This window comes from Paenarthrobacter sp. 10L412 (assembly GCF_056395565.1).
In genome coordinates this window covers 87892-103072 of sequence record NZ_JBFTJT010000003.1, presented here as the reverse complement: position 1 = coordinate 103072, position 15181 = coordinate 87892, and the positions used below count along the sequence as shown (strand labels likewise).

Annotated in this window: 15 protein-coding genes; 12 read left to right on the top strand and 3 right to left on the bottom strand. The window is 61.0% G+C overall.

Annotated features, from left to right (window positions below; all coding sequences use genetic code 11):
- Window positions 1-39 precede the first annotated feature (39 nt).
- From mpaM to AC1DD7_RS03750, 8 genes are read left to right on the top strand one after another with little or no spacing between them, the layout of a single operon-like run.
- On the top strand, window positions 40-858 hold the full coding sequence (gene mpaM / locus AC1DD7_RS03785; protein ID WP_477513864.1) for a daptide-type RiPP biosynthesis methyltransferase: 819 nt from the start codon (window positions 40-42) through the stop codon (window positions 856-858).
- The gene (locus AC1DD7_RS03780; RefSeq protein WP_477513863.1) at window positions 855-2087 is read left to right on the top strand and encodes a YcaO-like family protein; all 1233 of its coding nucleotides are present in this window, start codon (window positions 855-857) and stop codon (window positions 2085-2087) included. The genes mpaM and AC1DD7_RS03780 overlap by 4 nt, the downstream gene beginning before the upstream one ends.
- An 11-nt stretch (window positions 2088-2098) precedes the next feature.
- On the top strand, window positions 2099-3766 hold the full coding sequence (gene mpaP, locus AC1DD7_RS03775) for a daptide biosynthesis intramembrane metalloprotease (protein WP_477513862.1): 1668 nt from the start codon (window positions 2099-2101) through the stop codon (window positions 3764-3766).
- The gene (locus AC1DD7_RS03770; protein ID WP_477513861.1) at window positions 3763-4473 is read left to right on the top strand and encodes an ABC transporter ATP-binding protein; all 711 of its coding nucleotides are present in this window, start codon (window positions 3763-3765) and stop codon (window positions 4471-4473) included. The genes mpaP and AC1DD7_RS03770 overlap by 4 nt, the downstream gene beginning before the upstream one ends.
- Entirely contained in the window at window positions 4470-5219 is a 750-nt protein-coding gene (locus AC1DD7_RS03765; RefSeq protein ID WP_477513860.1) for a hypothetical protein, read from the top strand. The genes AC1DD7_RS03770 and AC1DD7_RS03765 overlap by 4 nt, the downstream gene beginning before the upstream one ends.
- Window positions 5220-5909, top strand: coding sequence for a hypothetical protein (locus tag AC1DD7_RS03760; protein ID WP_477513859.1), 690 nt, complete (start codon window positions 5220-5222; stop codon window positions 5907-5909).
- Between the two features lie 28 nt (window positions 5910-5937).
- Window positions 5938-6123, top strand: a complete 186-nt coding sequence (locus tag AC1DD7_RS03755; protein WP_477513858.1) for a hypothetical protein — start codon at window positions 5938-5940, stop codon at window positions 6121-6123.
- Window positions 6120-6719: an NUDIX hydrolase gene (locus tag AC1DD7_RS03750; protein ID WP_477513857.1), complete on the top strand. Its 600-nt coding sequence runs from the start codon at window positions 6120-6122 to the stop codon at window positions 6717-6719. The genes AC1DD7_RS03755 and AC1DD7_RS03750 overlap by 4 nt, the downstream gene beginning before the upstream one ends.
- Window positions 6720-6727: 8 nt before the next feature.
- On the opposite strand, the gene ggt is transcribed toward AC1DD7_RS03750, so the two are convergent.
- Both ggt and AC1DD7_RS03740 read right to left on the bottom strand, forming a co-directional pair.
- Window positions 6728-8569 carry a gamma-glutamyltransferase gene (gene ggt, locus AC1DD7_RS03745; protein WP_477513856.1) on the bottom strand — a complete coding sequence of 614 codons (1842 nt, stop codon included), beginning with the start codon at window positions 8567-8569 and terminating at the stop codon, window positions 6728-6730.
- A gap of 137 nt (window positions 8570-8706) precedes the next feature.
- Window positions 8707-9699, bottom strand: coding sequence for a LacI family DNA-binding transcriptional regulator (locus AC1DD7_RS03740; RefSeq protein ID WP_477513855.1), 993 nt, complete (start codon window positions 9697-9699; stop codon window positions 8707-8709).
- A gap of 169 nt (window positions 9700-9868) precedes the next feature.
- Here AC1DD7_RS03740 and AC1DD7_RS03735 point away from each other — a divergent pair, with 169 nt between their 5' ends.
- The 4 genes from AC1DD7_RS03735 to AC1DD7_RS03720 all read left to right on the top strand — a co-directional run bounded on the left by AC1DD7_RS03735 (window position 9869) and on the right by AC1DD7_RS03720 (window position 13946).
- Complete coding sequence (locus tag AC1DD7_RS03735) at window positions 9869-11170, top strand: sugar ABC transporter substrate-binding protein (protein ID WP_477513854.1); 1302 nt, start codon at window positions 9869-9871, stop codon at window positions 11168-11170.
- A 101-nt stretch (window positions 11171-11271) separates the two neighbouring features.
- On the top strand, window positions 11272-12117 hold the full coding sequence (locus AC1DD7_RS03730; protein WP_477514077.1) for a carbohydrate ABC transporter permease: 846 nt from the start codon (window positions 11272-11274) through the stop codon (window positions 12115-12117).
- Complete coding sequence (locus AC1DD7_RS03725) at window positions 12114-12974, top strand: carbohydrate ABC transporter permease (RefSeq protein ID WP_477513853.1); 861 nt, start codon at window positions 12114-12116, stop codon at window positions 12972-12974. Before AC1DD7_RS03730 ends, AC1DD7_RS03725 begins: the two co-directional genes overlap by 4 nt.
- A gap of 63 nt (window positions 12975-13037) precedes the next feature.
- The gene (locus AC1DD7_RS03720) at window positions 13038-13946 is read left to right on the top strand and encodes a nucleoside hydrolase (RefSeq protein WP_477513852.1); all 909 of its coding nucleotides are present in this window, start codon (window positions 13038-13040) and stop codon (window positions 13944-13946) included.
- 14 nt (window positions 13947-13960) lie between these two features.
- Here AC1DD7_RS03720 and AC1DD7_RS03715 read toward each other — a convergent pair whose 3' ends face one another.
- Window positions 13961-15181 carry a glycerate kinase gene (locus tag AC1DD7_RS03715; protein WP_477513851.1) on the bottom strand — a complete coding sequence of 407 codons (1221 nt, stop codon included), beginning with the start codon at window positions 15179-15181 and terminating at the stop codon, window positions 13961-13963.

The window sequence follows — 15181 nt, the reverse complement described above, 5'->3', positions numbered from 1 at the left end:
GATCCCCGACTCCTACCAACTCCCGGAGAACACGAGCTGATGAATATCCCGCCCGACAAATCTGCTGATGCCATCCTGCGCGTCCTTGGCCACCTGGATCCTCCCGAGGATCTGTACAGCGTCGCCGGCTCCCGTCTTTACGATCAGATCACTGCGGACGATCTGACCGAACTTCCCGAGATCCTGGCTGCGACACGTAAAACCACCGGGCCCATTCTGGAATTGGCTGCGGGATCAGGCCGGATCACCCGGCCGCTCCTTGCCTTGGGACGTCCTCTAACCGCCGTCGACTCCTCGCCGGAAATGCTCGCGATGCTCGCGGAAAGGATCCGCACCAAAGCCTTTAATCCCCGCGAAGTGCCGGTGGAATTGCTCGAGGCGGACATGTCCCGATTTGAGATCGACGGCGGCTTCGGTTGCGTCGTTCTCGGCGCCAGTTCCATCACGCTCCTGGACCCCCAAGACAGGAGGGAGTTGTTCCGCCGCGTCCGTGATTGCTTGATGCCCGACGGACGCTTCCTGTTGACGGTACTGAACGCCGACAGCCACCAGGGATCGGAAGGACACGACGGCGGAACGACAGTTTCGGCGCTGGGGGAGGACGCATTCCTTATCACCGTGGAAAGCCGTGATCCGGTCAACGGGGCCCGGCACGTAACCATGATCCACGTTGGCTTCGATGAAGGCGGCACGTACCGATCGTCCGCGTATTCAAGCGATATCGCGTTCGTCAGTAACAGCCTCATCGAGGAAGAAGTGCTGGCAGAAGGCCTCACCATCCTCGAGCGTCGGCCCGTCCGCATCGCCACGCAGGTGCCCGGCTTGGATGATGTCGAGCTCTGGGTGTGTGGCAGATGAGCATCGATCCAGTACTTACCCTTGATCCTTCGCTGGGTCTGGTGTCCTCGGCGACGGTCTATCTGCCCAACGATGTAGGGCTCTGGCGAACGGTGGCCTCCCTCGCTAATGGGAGGCCTGACGGGGAAGGGTTCGCGACCGCTGTTGGAGCTTTTGACGTGAAGAAGCGATCCTCCATGACGCGGGGCGCAGGTGAGGCCGTAGAGCGTTTCGCCTTGGCGCCCATGGCAGCGGACGCTGAACACCTTCTTGCTGCGAGGGACGCAATCGACAAGCGCATCGATTTTGTTAGCGCGGGCTTGGGACGCGCCTCCGCCCTCGCCTTCGACTTCCCGTGGTACCGGGCAACGGACTTGCTGACAGGCCAGGAATCACACGTACCGGCTCCTGTGGTGGACTACGCCGCTGGTGGATCCACGCATCCGGATCCATGGAACGGGTTCTTTGATCCATCGCCGAATGGCGCAGCGTCCGGTCCGTCAGAACACTTCGCGCGAGCATCTGGCATCGGTGAAGTCATAGAACGGGATGCCTTCCTTTCTGCCTGGCGCCATAGGGTTCCACTCCGCGAGTTCGTGGCTGGGTCGATGCCGGCAGATGTGCTCCACGCCCCAGGCACCAGGGGTTTACTTCTGCTTCTGGAAGCTGCACGCAAAGCTGACATCGCCCCAACACTGGCCTTCATCCCTCAGGGTGGAAGTCCCTTGCATGTTGCGGTCTGCATCATCACTGGTCCCACTGACCACGGGCACTTCGGCGCCGTTGGGCTCAAGGCGGCAGCTGACCCCGTCGCCGCTCTGAAGGGAGCCCTGCAGGAAGGCTTGCAGATTCGCGAACTCTTCTTGTCACGGACGCCATCAGCAGCTCCGTCAGCGGAAGTGATCGACGACGAATCCCGCGCCGAGTTCTGGACCACCGGGCAAGCTCTGGCTGAATTACTTTTGTGGGTTCGAACCTTCAGGCCTGCCCACTTTCCGCTTGTCAAACCCATTCCGAACGTCGACGTCCTGGTGAAGTTTTTGGCGGGCCGAGACATTCGATCACACTGGGTCAGCCTCACCCACCGCCTCCCAGCGGCAATTCAGGAGCTCGGATGGGTAACGGGCAAGGCGATTTGTCCCGGTGCTGTTCCGCTGACGATGGATGAAACCAAAGGACTGGTCCGGATGCCGTCCGGTTCGGTCTGTGACCCCTCCGGTATGTCCTTAACACCGCACCCGCTGATATGAGAAAGCTCGCCATGCTCGGATCGCCCAAGACCCGGACACCCGTTCAGTGGCCGGTTCAGTTGGCGCCATCGGCCTCCATTGATCAACCGTTAGTGGACGGCGGCCCCTGGATTGTTGCCACAAACAGTGTTCCAAAAGCCCGGGTTTCAGCAGATGTGGCCGCCGTCCTCAGAGCGGTTGATGGTGAGCGAAACCCCGCCCAGGTAGCCCAGCTTTTGGGGTTGCCGTGGACGGCTGCCGACGTGATGGGGATCGTTCGGCAGCTGGCGCACACAGGCATCTTCGACGGCGGCGCACCCCCGCCGAGGGACCGGCGCGTTCAGTTCCGGGCACCCCTGACGGTGCAGTTCACCTTATTCAATCCGGCGCCGCTCCTGCTGCGATTTCGCCCTGTGGTCGCTGCCTTTGCGCGGCCAATCGCTGCGCTGCCACTTGCCTTGCTTCTCATTGGCGGCATGCTGGGCGCCTTGACGGCTGGCCCGAACATTTGGCGGGTCTTGGCGACGCCGCTGCCACTTGGGGTGTATCTCTACATCGCTGGCGCGATGTTTGCCTCCACGTTGCTGCATGAACTCGGCCACGGAATGGCCCTCAGCTACTTTGGCGGCACGCCGCGGCGGATTGGCATCATGCTGTTCTACCTATCTCCGGCCTTCTTCTGCGACATAACCGATGGCTGGCGGTTGAGCTCACGTAAGCAGCGAGTGGTGATCGCGCTCGCTGGACCGCTGGTGCACCTTGGCCTAGGGGCCAGCGCGTTGGCGGTGCAGACTTTCCTTCCGGCATCCTCGGTGAAGGATGCGGCTCTGCTCTATGGCGTTATTTGTTGGGGCGTCGCCATTTTGAATCTCTTCCCATTCATCAAGTTGGATGGCTACGTTGCGTTGATGTCGGCTGTGGACATTCCCCACCTTCGCCAGAAGTCCCTCAACGCGCTGGCCGACGCTGTTGGCTCCCGGATTCTAGGAGCGCGGGCCACCTTTCGCGGCAATGGTTTGCTTCCATGGTTTGGATTGACGAGCTTCATTGCGGGCGTCGGGTTCATGATTATTGGCTTTCAACGCATCGTGCCGATCTTCCTGCAGCTCGGATACATAGGGCACATCGTGGTGTTTGCCATCCTCTGCTTGCTCGTGGTGATGGCTTTCAGGAGTGTGGTTCAGTTCTTCCGCGGGGCTGCGGAGAACGGAAGCCCGCTGTGGAGGCGTGCCCTGGTCATGCTCGCGGGCTCTCTTGCCATCGGAGTTCTTCTGGCCGTGATCCCTCTGAATCGGGTGACCGTAGCGGGCTACACCTACACGAATGGGCAGCTGCTCATCGTGACGCCCAACGGAGCTGACGATCACGCGCTGGAACCGGGCGACAGCGTCACGTTGCAGTCGCAGGGAATGGTCCTCCACCAACACCTGGGGCGGGCCACTATCGGTGACCACCCGCCGTCGTCATCCACTGCACCTGTGGACACCATCGTTCCCTTAGCGCTCGTAGGCACCACCCTGCCCGTGTTGGCCTACGTAGGTCAGGTGGAGGAAAGCACATCCCTCGCTGCTTCGGGGCGGGCGGAAGTAACCAGCCGAGGCCAAACAACTTTGGGGGAGTGGCTCTGGCAAGCCGTCTCACATTCCCCGTTATGGCCCGGACAACCCGAACGCGACGACTCGACGAGAGGGCACTCATGACAATCCACGCCAGCTTCGAGGGATTCACCAAGAGAAGGGGCAAACGATTGACCGTCGAGGATCTGACGTTCGATGTGCCTGCCGGGCGGGTTGTGGGGCTCATTGGACCCAACGGTGCCGGAAAGAGTACGGCACTCGGAGGGCTGACAGGTTTGGTGGAGGCGACGTCAGGCCGGGCAACCGTGTTCGGTACCACCTACCGCTCGCTAAGGAGGCCTGCCGCTCATGTTGGAGTGAACTTGGACGGGATGGAGGTGGAGCCCGGATTGACAGGGCGGCGTCACCTTCAGATCTGTCAGTTGGCAGCTGGCGTGAGCCGGGGAAATGTTGAGCGAGTCTTGGAAATCGTCGATCTTGCGGCTCATGCGGACAGAAAAGTCCGGGACTACTCGCTGGGGATGAAACAACGGCTGGGGATTGCGTCCGCCATTATCGGAAACCCTCGGCTGCTTGTCCTGGACGAGCCCGCGAACGGCCTGGATCCGGAAGGCATCCAGTGGCTGCGCGGCTTTCTATGCGGGTTCGCCGAGTCTGGCGGGAGTGCCTTGGTCTCAAGCCACCAGCTGATGGAACTCGAACAAATTGCCCATGACGTCGTCATTCTCAAACAGCGGACATTGTTCCAAGGGACCCTCAAGGAGGCGAAGGCTCTCGGCGGCGGCAGCCTCGAATCGGCCTATTTCAAGATCCTGGGGGGTGCCCGGTGAGGGCCCATTCGAACTCCCATTGGGCCGGTGGACTACGGGCAGAACTACTGAGGTACTTCAGCGGATATTCCATTCTGGGCATCATCGCTTTCAGCGCCTTGGTGCCCTGGTTCGTGGCCAACTTCGTGGGCTGGCCGGATAGTGCGGATCAGTTTTCCGCGGCGGACAACATTCAAGCATTTTGGGCTTTGGCCACCACTATTGCGATCGTGAGCACCTTTGCCGGGAGCTACCTGGTCACACGGGAGTCCTATTACGGGACGCTCCGACGCAGCGTAGTCATGACCGGGCTAACGCACCTTGTGACAGTCAAGTACGCGGCGGCGCTCGTGGCCGGCCTGATCACTCTGGCGGCGGGGATCGTTACATGGGGAGCCAGCGCAGCCTTCACCCTGCCATTGGAAATGCGCGCCGACATCCTCACCCCCGAATCTTGGCGAGCCCTGCCCGGCGTCGTGGTTGCGTCCGCTGTTGGTTCCCTGTGGGGTTGCTCGCTCGGCTGGATCATTCGGCACTACTACGCGACGACGATCGCCACCATGCTTATTCCGCTCGCCGTCGAGCTGCCCATCTTGGCAAACGATCCGGAAATAGGGCGTTGGCTGCCCTCCGGCGCCCTGGCAGGGATTGCCTCCCTTCCTTTTGAGGGCCTTCTTCGACCAGGTCCCGCGTTCTTGGTCTCGCTGGCGTGGCTTCTCGCAGCGAGTGCCGGCGCGGTTGCCGTGCTCAAGAGAAAGGAGTTCTAAATGGTGTCCGCACTTCTTGCAGATCTTCGCCGCCCGTGGCTGTGGAAGGGTTCAGCGGTTGCCTCCCTGCTGGTGATCGGACTACTGGCTACGCTCCTGGTGACCGCCAGCGTCGAATCCACCATGGCCCCTCCGGGCTTTGACGAAGTTCTTCAAGGGGCAGGCTTATCGCTCATGCTCACAGGTGCGGGCGTGATGGGCTCTTGTTCCTTCACCGCCGATTTCCGGGCTGGGTGCCTCACGCGCAGGGTACTGCTGTTCCAAAGGAGCCCCGTATTTATTGCCCGAGCACTGACAACCGCTCTCGCAGCAAGCCTGGGCGGCGCGATGGTTGGCATGTGCTTAGGTCTTGCCGGGGGAATAGTCGCTGAAGGATGGCAGCTCAGCCCACACCTAGTGCTGGCCTTCGCTGGAATGGCAGCGATGGGATCGGCCTGGGGATTCGCGATCGGTTCCCTCGTTCGCAACCACCTTGTGAGCCTCTTCGCGGTTCCCCTCAGTTTGGTTGTGCCGCAGATCCTGTCCCTGGGCAATGCCGAGACGTACCTCTTCCCATTCCAAGCTGCCAACTGGGCGAATCAAGCGGCAGTCCACATACCGGCGTCGGAGTCTTTCTTCGGGGCCGCTGCTTGGCTGTTAATCATCTTGGGGGCAGCCTGCGCCGTGTTCTCCAAGCGTGACTTGGCCTGACAACTACCACTCAATCAAGGAACTCATTGTGAATCGTAAACCGATGGTTTGGCTGCTTCTCGCCCTCGTCATGGCCTGTTACGCCACCTACATTTTCCTCTCAAGCGGCAGCGAATCTGTGTGGTCCCTCATTTCCGGAATCATCATCGCGGCAGCTTCGTTGGTGATGTTGTGGAGATTCTGTCGGGAACTCAAGACCAACCGCCAAGAGTGAACAATTCGGACGAATTGTGGCGAAAACTCTGGACTACGCGTGCGTACAAAGGCTTTGTCACCATCAATCAGGACACCTACTTGGAGGCTGACGGCTCAGTTTCAACCTGGGACGTCATCGCCGGCCCCGACTCCGCAGCGGTTCTCGCCTTCACGGAGGGCGGAACAGATGTGGTGCTGTTTGAGCAGTTCCGCGTTGGCCCAGGAAAGACTTTGCTGGAACTGCCCGGGGGATACCTGAATGAGAACGAAGCTCCCGTAGATGGCGGCCAGCGCGAGTTGGCCGAGGAAACAGGTTATGAATCGTCGGCCGTGTACTACGCAGGATCCGAATGGTGGTCCGCCAACTCGTCCCGGCGGAAGCACTTGATCATTGCAGCAGAAGCCCGCCTCGGAAGCGACCCATCGTGGGACCCTTCCGAGACGGGCTTCGTACGGCTATTGCCAAGCGATGAACTGATGGACTTCCTGCTGAGCGGTGAGCTGACGGACGCGGGACTCGCCTGCCGCGGACTCATGAAGTTCGCTGCCAGCACCCAAGAGAGCCCGGCGTTGGAAAAACTGCAGGCAACAGTCCGAAGCCTGTTTCCGGGCTAATACATCAATCACGGCCCGCTGCTTGGTTTCAAAACCATCGCCGATCCACCTCCACGACGTTTCGGCTCAGCCGCTGCCGTGAGCTTTCCGCCTTCGCCGAACTCAATCGCCGTAGCCGCACCTATTTCGGCTAATGAGGTGAAGGCATCACCGGCCGGGACTAGATTGTGCCCCAAGGACTTCAACGCGGGACCGTAGGCATCGATGAACGCCTGCTCGGAACTTACGGTGGGCCCGTTTCGAGGAGCAGCACGTGGAGCGGCGATGGCTTGGGAGATATCCATTCCCAGATCAACGCGGTTCAGGATGGTCTGCAACACGGTGGTGATGATGGTGGATCCGCCCGGGGAGCCGAGGGCCAGGAACGGATTACCGTCTTCCAAGATGATGGTCGGGGACATCGAAGAACGGGGACGCTTGCCTGGCTGGATCCTGTTTGGATCAGTCGCCTTGTATTCGGCGCTGAAGTCAGTCAACTCATTGTTCAACAGGAATCCGCGGCCTGGGACGACAATTCCAGATCCACCTGTTTGCTCAATCGTCAGGGTGTACTCCACCACGTTGCCCCATTTGTCGGCGACCGTCAGGTTGGTGGTGGAAATGTTCTCGGTGTCCGTCTCATCGGCGAGCGGTGCGGCCCCTGCCGGGCACGCGCCGTCGTACGTTGTGATGTCACCCGGGTCGACCGGCTTCTCAGCTGCCGCCGTCGGATTGATCTCGCAAGCGCGTTCCTTTCCGAAAACCTCGTCGGTGAGGACATCGGTGGGAACGTCAACGAATTTCGGATCTCCCACATAGGCGCCGCGGTCGGCGAACGCCAGCGAGCTGGCCTCGAAGTAGTGGTGCAGCGCGTCCACCGGCTGCACGTCCTTCAGATCGAAGTTTTCAAGAATGTTCAGCGACTCGCCAACCGTGGTGCCGCCGCTGCTGGATGGCGCCATTCCATAGACGTCATAGCCGCGGTAGTTCACGTGTGTCGGATCCTGGTTGATGGCTTCGTACGCAGCTAAATCGTCAGTGGTCATGAACCCGGTTGGAACGGGCAGATCAGTTTCGCCCGATTTCGGCGGTGCTTTTACTGCGGAGACAATCTCTTCTGCGAGCGGACCCTTGTAGAAGGCGCTGGTGCCTTGCTTCGCCAGCAGCCGGTACGTCTCGGCAAGCTCGGGGTTCTTGAAGATACTCCCGACGGCGGGAGCGTCACCACCGGGAAGGAACAGGTCCTGCGTGGAGGTGAACGTGTTGAAACGGAACTTGTTGTCCAGGGTCTGGTTTCGGAATGTCTCGTCCACCACGAAGCCGCGGTTGGCTACCTTGATGGCGGGCTTGAGGACCTCGCCCAGGCTTACTGAGCCCCATCGTTCAAGGGCACGCTCCCAGGTGGCCGGCGTGCCGGGGACGCCGACGGAGACGCCGCTGGTTGGCAGCTCGGGCCTCTTGGTCGTAAAGAGATAGGGGTTGCCCGTGGCGGGATCGATGAACGCATCGTTTGGCATGGCTGCCGGCGCCGTTTCGCGGCCATCAATGGTGCTGACTTTCTTGGTCTTGGCGTCGTAGAACACGAAGTAGCCGCCGCCTCCAATGCCGGCGCTGTACGGTTCTGTTACGCCAAGAGTGGCGGCCGCAGCGACGGCGGCGTCGGCTGCGTTGCCACCTTTGCGAAGGACTTCGATAGCGGCTGCTGAAGCTTCCGGATCCACGGTGCTCACGGCGCCGCCGTACCCCGTGGCAGTAGGGTTTTTATCGGTTTCGCGAGGATCGGCGAAGGCAGGACTAGCCACCGCTCCGCTTGTCACGCTTAGGGCCAGGGCTGCAGTGACCGCAGCCAATTGGCGTCTCACATGTGTCATGGTTCTCCCAGATTTTTCCCAGACGATGATGTGGTTGGACGGTCCGGCCACCCTACTCCGGGGCTTTGGGGAGTTTCAACGGTTGTATTCGCCGCCAAAAGCTGCCATGGGGCTCAGCCTCTGAACGGTCCGGTTTGTCAGGCGCGGGACGATTTGCGAACGATCAGCTCGAAGTCAAAGAGTTCGTTGACGATTGTCTTGTCCCCGTCGGCGTCGACGTTCCCGTCGACCAGGATCTCAACGGCGCGGTTCGCAATGGACTGCGTTGGCTGCCGAATGGAGGACAGAGGAGGCACGGAGAATTCCGAGGCGGCAGTGCCATCGACGCCGATCACCGCAAGTTCGTCCGGAACACTGAGGCCAAGTGTGTAGGCGGCGAACAGGACGCCGTGCGCCTGTTCGTCCGTTGTTGCATAAATGGACCTGGGTGCGTCGCCAGCGCGGAGCCATTCCAAGGCAACTTGGGCCGCTCCGGCCCTGGATATCGGCGATGCCCGTCTGGAGATTGTCACGGATGTTCCGGAAACGGCTCGCTCGAAACCGGTGGCATGCTGCCTGGTGCCCACGGAGTCGACCGGCCCGTTCAGCAGACCGATGCTCTGGTAGCCCTCTTCCAACAAATGACGGGTGGCCACGTACGCGGCCTCCTCGTAATCGATGGTCAGGGATGACGCGTGCTGCCCGGCCGAGAGCGGGTGGAGGGCCACGACCGGAAGGCCGGCCACATTGATCGGTTTGAGATCGGGCTCGTCCAGGAGTGAGACGAGGATGATGGAGTCCACCTTCCTTTCGATGAACGACTCCATCAGGCGCCGTTCCTGCTCCTCCACCGTTGCGGAGTCGCCGATCAACAGCAGATGGCCACGTTCGGCGGCCGCAATCTCGACGGCCCTGGCAAGTTCGGCGAAGAATGGGTTGGCGATGTCCGGAACTATCAGGCCGATGGACCTCGTCTTACCTGCGCTCAGTGCGCGCGCCAATGCGTTTGGCTTGTAGTCCAGTTCCTTGGCGGCCTTGAGCACGCGTTCGCGGGCAGCTGCGGAAACTGCGCGGGGGCCGTTGTTGAACACGTAACTGACAACAGCGTTGGACGTTCCGGCCAGTTTTGCCACGTCTCTGGCTGTCGGCATGGGCTTCTCCTGATGTGCTAGCGGTCTAACCGGGTAGATCTGTTGATCATATCTGTTGGGCCCGGTGATTCAACTGTTCAGAAATCTCTTGTCAAAGCTATTTCCTCCGCGTAGTCTAACCGGTTAGATGCTCGTTTCGCATCCGACTCAATCTCCAGAAAGGCTTCCCGTGAAGCACAATCTCCTTGCAGCCACCTCGCTGCTTGCGGCCGGAGCAATCTTCCTGGCCGGCTGCTCTACGAGCTCCCAGAACTCCCCATCTGAACTAGGAAGTGATGGCTCCGGAACTGGCACAGTAAATCTTCTTGGTCCTGAAGATCCCGCCACTTTCGCCCCAGTCATTGCCGCTTTCAAGGCCAAAAACCCGGACATCACTGTGAAGTATTCACAAGTGCCCTTTGACCAACTCAACCCAACGCTTCAGCAGCGCCTTGGGGCCAAGGACGACACGATCGATGTCTACACCGTGGATCAGCCCCGGCTGTCCCAGCTGGCTGCCCAAGGATTCCTTGAGGACCTGAGCAGTCTGAAGGAGCCGGCCAAAGCCGCTGTTCCGGACGCGCAGTTCAGTGTGAACCTTTACGATGACAAGCTTTGGGCGCTGCCCATCTGGAACTCCACCCAAATGCTGTTCTTCAACAAGACAGCCCTGGATGCGGCCGGCGTGAAGCATCCATCGGTTGACCCCTCCCAGCGCATGACGTGGGAACAGATCGCCACGGATGCCAAGAAGGTCCAGGCGGCGGGAACGCAGTACGGCCTGCTCCTGGAACAAGTCGAGGCTTACTACCAACTACAGCCACTGGCTGAGTCTGCAGGTGGTGGATCCGGCATCACGGGCGACAAGATGTTGACCACCGACATCAACAACGCAGGCTGGGAAAAGGCCATGCAGTGGTATGCGGATACGTTCACGTCGGGGCTCTCTCCCCGCGGCGTTGGCGGTTTCCAGACCAGCCCGGTCTTCACGTCCGGCAATGTCGCGTACTTCGTTGGGGGCCCCTGGGATGTTGGCGGCTTCGCCAAGACGAACATCGATTGGGGCGTGGCACCCATGCCGTACTTCGACGGCGGAAGCCAGGTAACGCCAACAGGCTCGTGGTCGTGGGGCATCAATCCCGCATCCAAGAACAAGGCAGCCGCAAAGAAGTTCTTGGAGTTTGCGTCCTTGGACACAGCGGGAAACCTCGCCACCACTGAGGCGACCACCATCATCCCTGCCAACAGCGCGGCAACGGCCCAGTATCTGCCCAAGCTCGAAGCGCTGGGCGGTGACCACAGCAAGGGGCTGGCCGAGTTGATCTCCCACGAAAATACTCAGACGGCAAAACCCCGCCCGGTCAGCGTTGGCTATATCCAGTTCGAAGAAATCATGGGCAAGGCCTTCGCTGATATCCGCAACGGAACTCCGGTCAACGAGCGACTGAAGCAGGCATCCCAACAGATCAACGATGCTTGGAAGCAGCTCTAGCCATGTCCCCCTCGCAAACAACCAATCGTCCACCTGCAACGGAGCATCGAGCTGTGGCGGTGCCTCCGGTCCGTCGCAGAAGGCGTGCATCGTTGGCGGCAGTGGCGGCCGCGTTCCTGGCTCCCGCTTTGATCAGCCTGATAGTGCTTCGTCTGGCACCCGCGGCTGTGGCCCTGTGGGAGAGCCTGTTCCGTGAAAGCTTCCTGCGTGGTGGAACAGTGTTTGTGGGCTTTGAGAACTATGCCGACCTCTTTAGCAATGCAGACTTCAACAACGCCCTGCTGGTGACGCTGGTCTTTTCAGCAATCGTGAACCCTCTCCAGATTGCTGTGTCGTTCCTGCTTGCTGTTCTCTATACCCGCAAGGCTGCCGGCGCGAAGGTTTGGCGCTCCCTGGTTGTCCTTCCCATAGCAGTCCCGCCTGCAGTTTCGGCGGTCGTGTGGAGCGTCATCTACCGGCCCGACGGCCTGGGTAATTCATTCCTTGACCTTCTGGGACTTCCGGCGCAGCCGTTCCTGACCTCGCCGCAGCAGTCGCTCGCTTCCATCATGGTGCTCCTGAGCTGGATCGGCGTCGGCTATTGGATGCTGTTCCTGATCGCCGGTATCAACGATGTTCCCAACGAGCTCTACGAGGCCGCATCCATCGATGGAGCCTCGGCCTGGCGGAAGCTCTGGTCGGTCACGTTCCCCTTGGTCCGTCGACCTCTTGCCTTCGTCCTGGTTGCCGACACCGTTTCCAACTTCCTGATCTTCGCGCCCGTCCAGATACTCACCAAAGGCGGTCCGTCAGGTTCCAGCAACCTGCTCATGTATGACATCTACACCCGGGCTTACACCCTCGGGGACCTAAGTAAAGCCCAAGCGGAAGTGATCATTCTCGTGTTACTGACCCTCGCCGTCGTCGCCTTGCAATTCCGGCTGCTTCGGAGCTCTGATGCGGCATGAGTGCGGTCGCCGCGGCCAAAGCATCAGGGCGCCGGAGCCTTGGCTACATGGCACTAAGTGTCCTGGGCGCCTGTGTTGGACTGTTGTTCCTGCTCCCGCTCTGGTGGACGTTCGTTAATTCGCTTAGGCCCGGTGGCGATACCTTCAGGTACCTGAACCCGTTGCAATGGGAAACGTTCTTCACCATGACTCCAAGCCTGGACAACTATGCCGAGCTGCTGCGCAGCAATTTGGGGCTGGCCATGCTGAACTCGATATTCGTCAGCGCGGCCACCGTGGTGATCGGCCTCGTGATTTGTTCCATGGCAGCTTTCGCCCTGGCCGCCATCCCGTTTCGCGGAAGCGGCGCCGTCTTCGTGGTGGTTGTGGTGAGCTTCCTGATCCCGTTCGACGCGATCGCCATCCCCTTGGCGGACCTCTTCCGTGACTGGAACCTGCAAAATACGTATGCCGGGCTGATCCTTCCGGGTTTGGGAAACGGCATGGCGATATTCCTGTTACGCACGTTCTTCCTGGCCATCCCCAAGGACCTCGTGGAGGCAGGCCGCCTGGACGGTTTGGGCTGGTGGGGCATCTTCCGGCGGATCTATCTGCCGCTGTCCGTTCCGTCCCTCATTGGCGCTGGACTGACGCTCTTCCTGTTCCAATGGCAGTCCTACGTTTGGCCGTTGCTCAATGGCACGGACGAGCAGCACATTCTCGGCCCCATCGCCCTATCCAATCTCCAAGGCCAATTCAACGTGGACTACGGCGTGATGTTCGCTGGATCGATAGTCCTTACGGTGATTCCGCTCGCCATCATCATTGGCTTCCAGCACTACTTCATCCAGTCCGTGACCACCACCGGGCTCAAGTAACTCCCCATCAACCACCTCGGCATGGCGCAGCCCTGCCCGAAGCAAACTACAGAAGGAACAACCATGGGTGCTCAGCACCGCATCATTCTTGACACTGACATTGGATCCGACGTCGACGACGCACTGGCTTTGGCCCTGATCTTTGGCTCACCCGAGGCTGAACTCCTTGGCGTCACCACGGTGTACGGCGACACTCTGCTGCGGGCGCGGCTCGCAAAGCGGTTCGGCAAACTGTCGGGACGAGACATCACCGTGCATCAGGGAATTGCCAGCCCGAAGTCAGGCCGTGAAGTGTGGTGGCCCGGCCACGAAGGTTCCTTGCATGACGGACTCCCGCAGGAAACCATCGAGTCCGAGGACGCCGTGGCGTATTTGGTGCGGGAAGTCGCCAACAATCCCGGACAGATCGACCTCATAGCGATTGGACCCCTGACGAACATCGCAGCGGCCCTTGAAACTGATCCAACGTTCGAGCGCAATGTGCGGCACCTTTGGATCATGGGCGGAGCGTTCGGCACAGGCGAAACCGAGCACAACTTCCGCAGTGATGACCAAGCAGCGCGGACCGTTTTCGCTTCCGCCCTCAAAATCACCGTCACCGGCCTTGAAGTAACGCGCCAAGTGGAGATGCGCCGGGACCAGCTCGAACTGATCGCTGCGGCCGGCCCGCTAGGGGAAGCGCTCGACGCCGATATCCGGCAATGGTGGGCGTTCTGGAACGAGGAATGGAATGTTCCCCACGACCCCATCACTGTCCTGACGCTGCTTCGCCCCGAGCTTTTCGAAGTGTCCGGACCCGGTACGGTCTCGATCACGTGCGACGGCGACTCGGCTGGCTTGAGCAAGTTCACCCCGGATTCCGAGGGCCGGGTCCGCCGCGTCACCACCATCAACGCCCAAGCAGTCGCGAACGAAATCAGCACGAGGATCGTCAAAGCAGGCAGGCTGCTGCATAACGTCGAAACTCCCTGAGCCTGACCATGCCGTCATTGCTGGGCGAAGCGCGTGCTTCGTTCAGCAGTGACAGCATCCAGCAGGCTCTTCCCGATCTCCCGCCCGATCTGTTGAAGCAACTCCGCTGAAAGCAAAGGGTCTTTCGAGGAGTCCATCGATGTGTAGTCAGCCAGCGCATATACGCGGGACAAGGACATCTCGGCCCACCTCTCTCGCGGCAGCAGCGAGCGGCCGGCGACGGCGATGATGGGCCGGGTGCCGGAACGGCGGGCGACGGCGGCGGGCAGCTTCCCGGCGAGGGTCTGCTCGTCGATGCTGCCCTCGCCGGTGATCACAAGATCGCAGTTCTCCTTGCGGGCATCGAAGTCCAAGAGGTCCAGGAAATAGTCGGCGCCTGAAACCTGGCGGGCACCCAGCAGGAGGCAAGCGAACCCGATCCCACCTGCACTGCCAGCTCCCGGCTGCTCTGCCAAGGATGCCGTCTCAGCCTGCGACTTGCGGCCAATCAAGGAACCGACTGCCGCAGCCCCAGGGCCGGCGAGCACCGAGACGAAGTGCGTCAGACCGGCGTCCAGCGTTGAAACATCGGCGGGGGAGCAGCCCTTCTGCGGCCCGAAAACCGCGGGCGCACCGTTTGGTCCGCAGAGTGGGTTGTGGACGTCGGTGGCGAGGATAAGTTCCACATCCGCCAGTTCCGGCACCAACGAGCCGGACACCGAATGCACCAGCGAGAGCGAGCGCCCGCTGCCTGGCAGCGAGAGACCGGACGCATCCAGGAACTGAAGGCCCAGCGCGGCGAGCATTCCCATGCCGCCATCGGTACTGGAACTGCCGCCGAGCGCCAGCACCAAACGCACCGGCCGGAGGCCCAAAGCAAACAGCACAGCTTCGCCGAAACCGCGGCTGGAGGACTCCATCGGCGCCAAGTCACCTTGAGGAAGGACGGCCAAACCGCACGTGTTCGCGACCTCCACAACTGCCGTGACGCCGTCGAACGCTATGTCTGCCTGGACGGGCTGGCCCGTGGGACCGGCGACGGTGCAGTTGTAGCGGCCGAAGCCGGAGGCGACGGCGGCATCGACGCTGCCGTCACCTCCGTCCGCGAGTGGAAGGAGCTCGCAGCCAATGATCCCGAACGGAGTAGCGGCACCGAGTCCCGCGGCCAGGGCTTCCGCAACCTCGCCGGCGGTGAGGCTGCCTTTGAACTTGTCGGGGGCGATGAGCACGGTCTTCGGGGCGATGGAGTTGTTCAT

Coding starts and splice junctions, on each gene's coding strand:
- AC1DD7_RS03760 (WP_477513859.1), top strand. CDS start 5,220: ATGGTGTCCGCACTTCTTGCAGATCTTCGCCGCCCGTGGCTGTGGAAG.
- mpaP (WP_477513862.1), top strand. CDS start 2,099: ATGCTCGGATCGCCCAAGACCCGGACACCCGTTCAGTGGCCGGTTCAG.
- AC1DD7_RS03770 (WP_477513861.1), top strand. CDS start 3,763: ATGACAATCCACGCCAGCTTCGAGGGATTCACCAAGAGAAGGGGCAAA.
- AC1DD7_RS03780 (WP_477513863.1), top strand. CDS start 855: ATGAGCATCGATCCAGTACTTACCCTTGATCCTTCGCTGGGTCTGGTG.
- mpaM (WP_477513864.1), top strand. CDS start 40: ATGAATATCCCGCCCGACAAATCTGCTGATGCCATCCTGCGCGTCCTT.
- AC1DD7_RS03740 (WP_477513855.1), bottom strand. CDS start 9,699: ATGCCGACAGCCAGAGACGTGGCAAAACTGGCCGGAACGTCCAACGCT.
- AC1DD7_RS03720 (WP_477513852.1), top strand. CDS start 13,038: ATGGGTGCTCAGCACCGCATCATTCTTGACACTGACATTGGATCCGAC.
- AC1DD7_RS03725 (WP_477513853.1), top strand. CDS start 12,114: ATGAGTGCGGTCGCCGCGGCCAAAGCATCAGGGCGCCGGAGCCTTGGC.
- ggt (WP_477513856.1), bottom strand. CDS start 8,569: ATGACACATGTGAGACGCCAATTGGCTGCGGTCACTGCAGCCCTGGCC.
- AC1DD7_RS03715 (WP_477513851.1), bottom strand. CDS start 15,181: ATGAACAACTCCATCGCCCCGAAGACCGTGCTCATCGCCCCCGACAAG.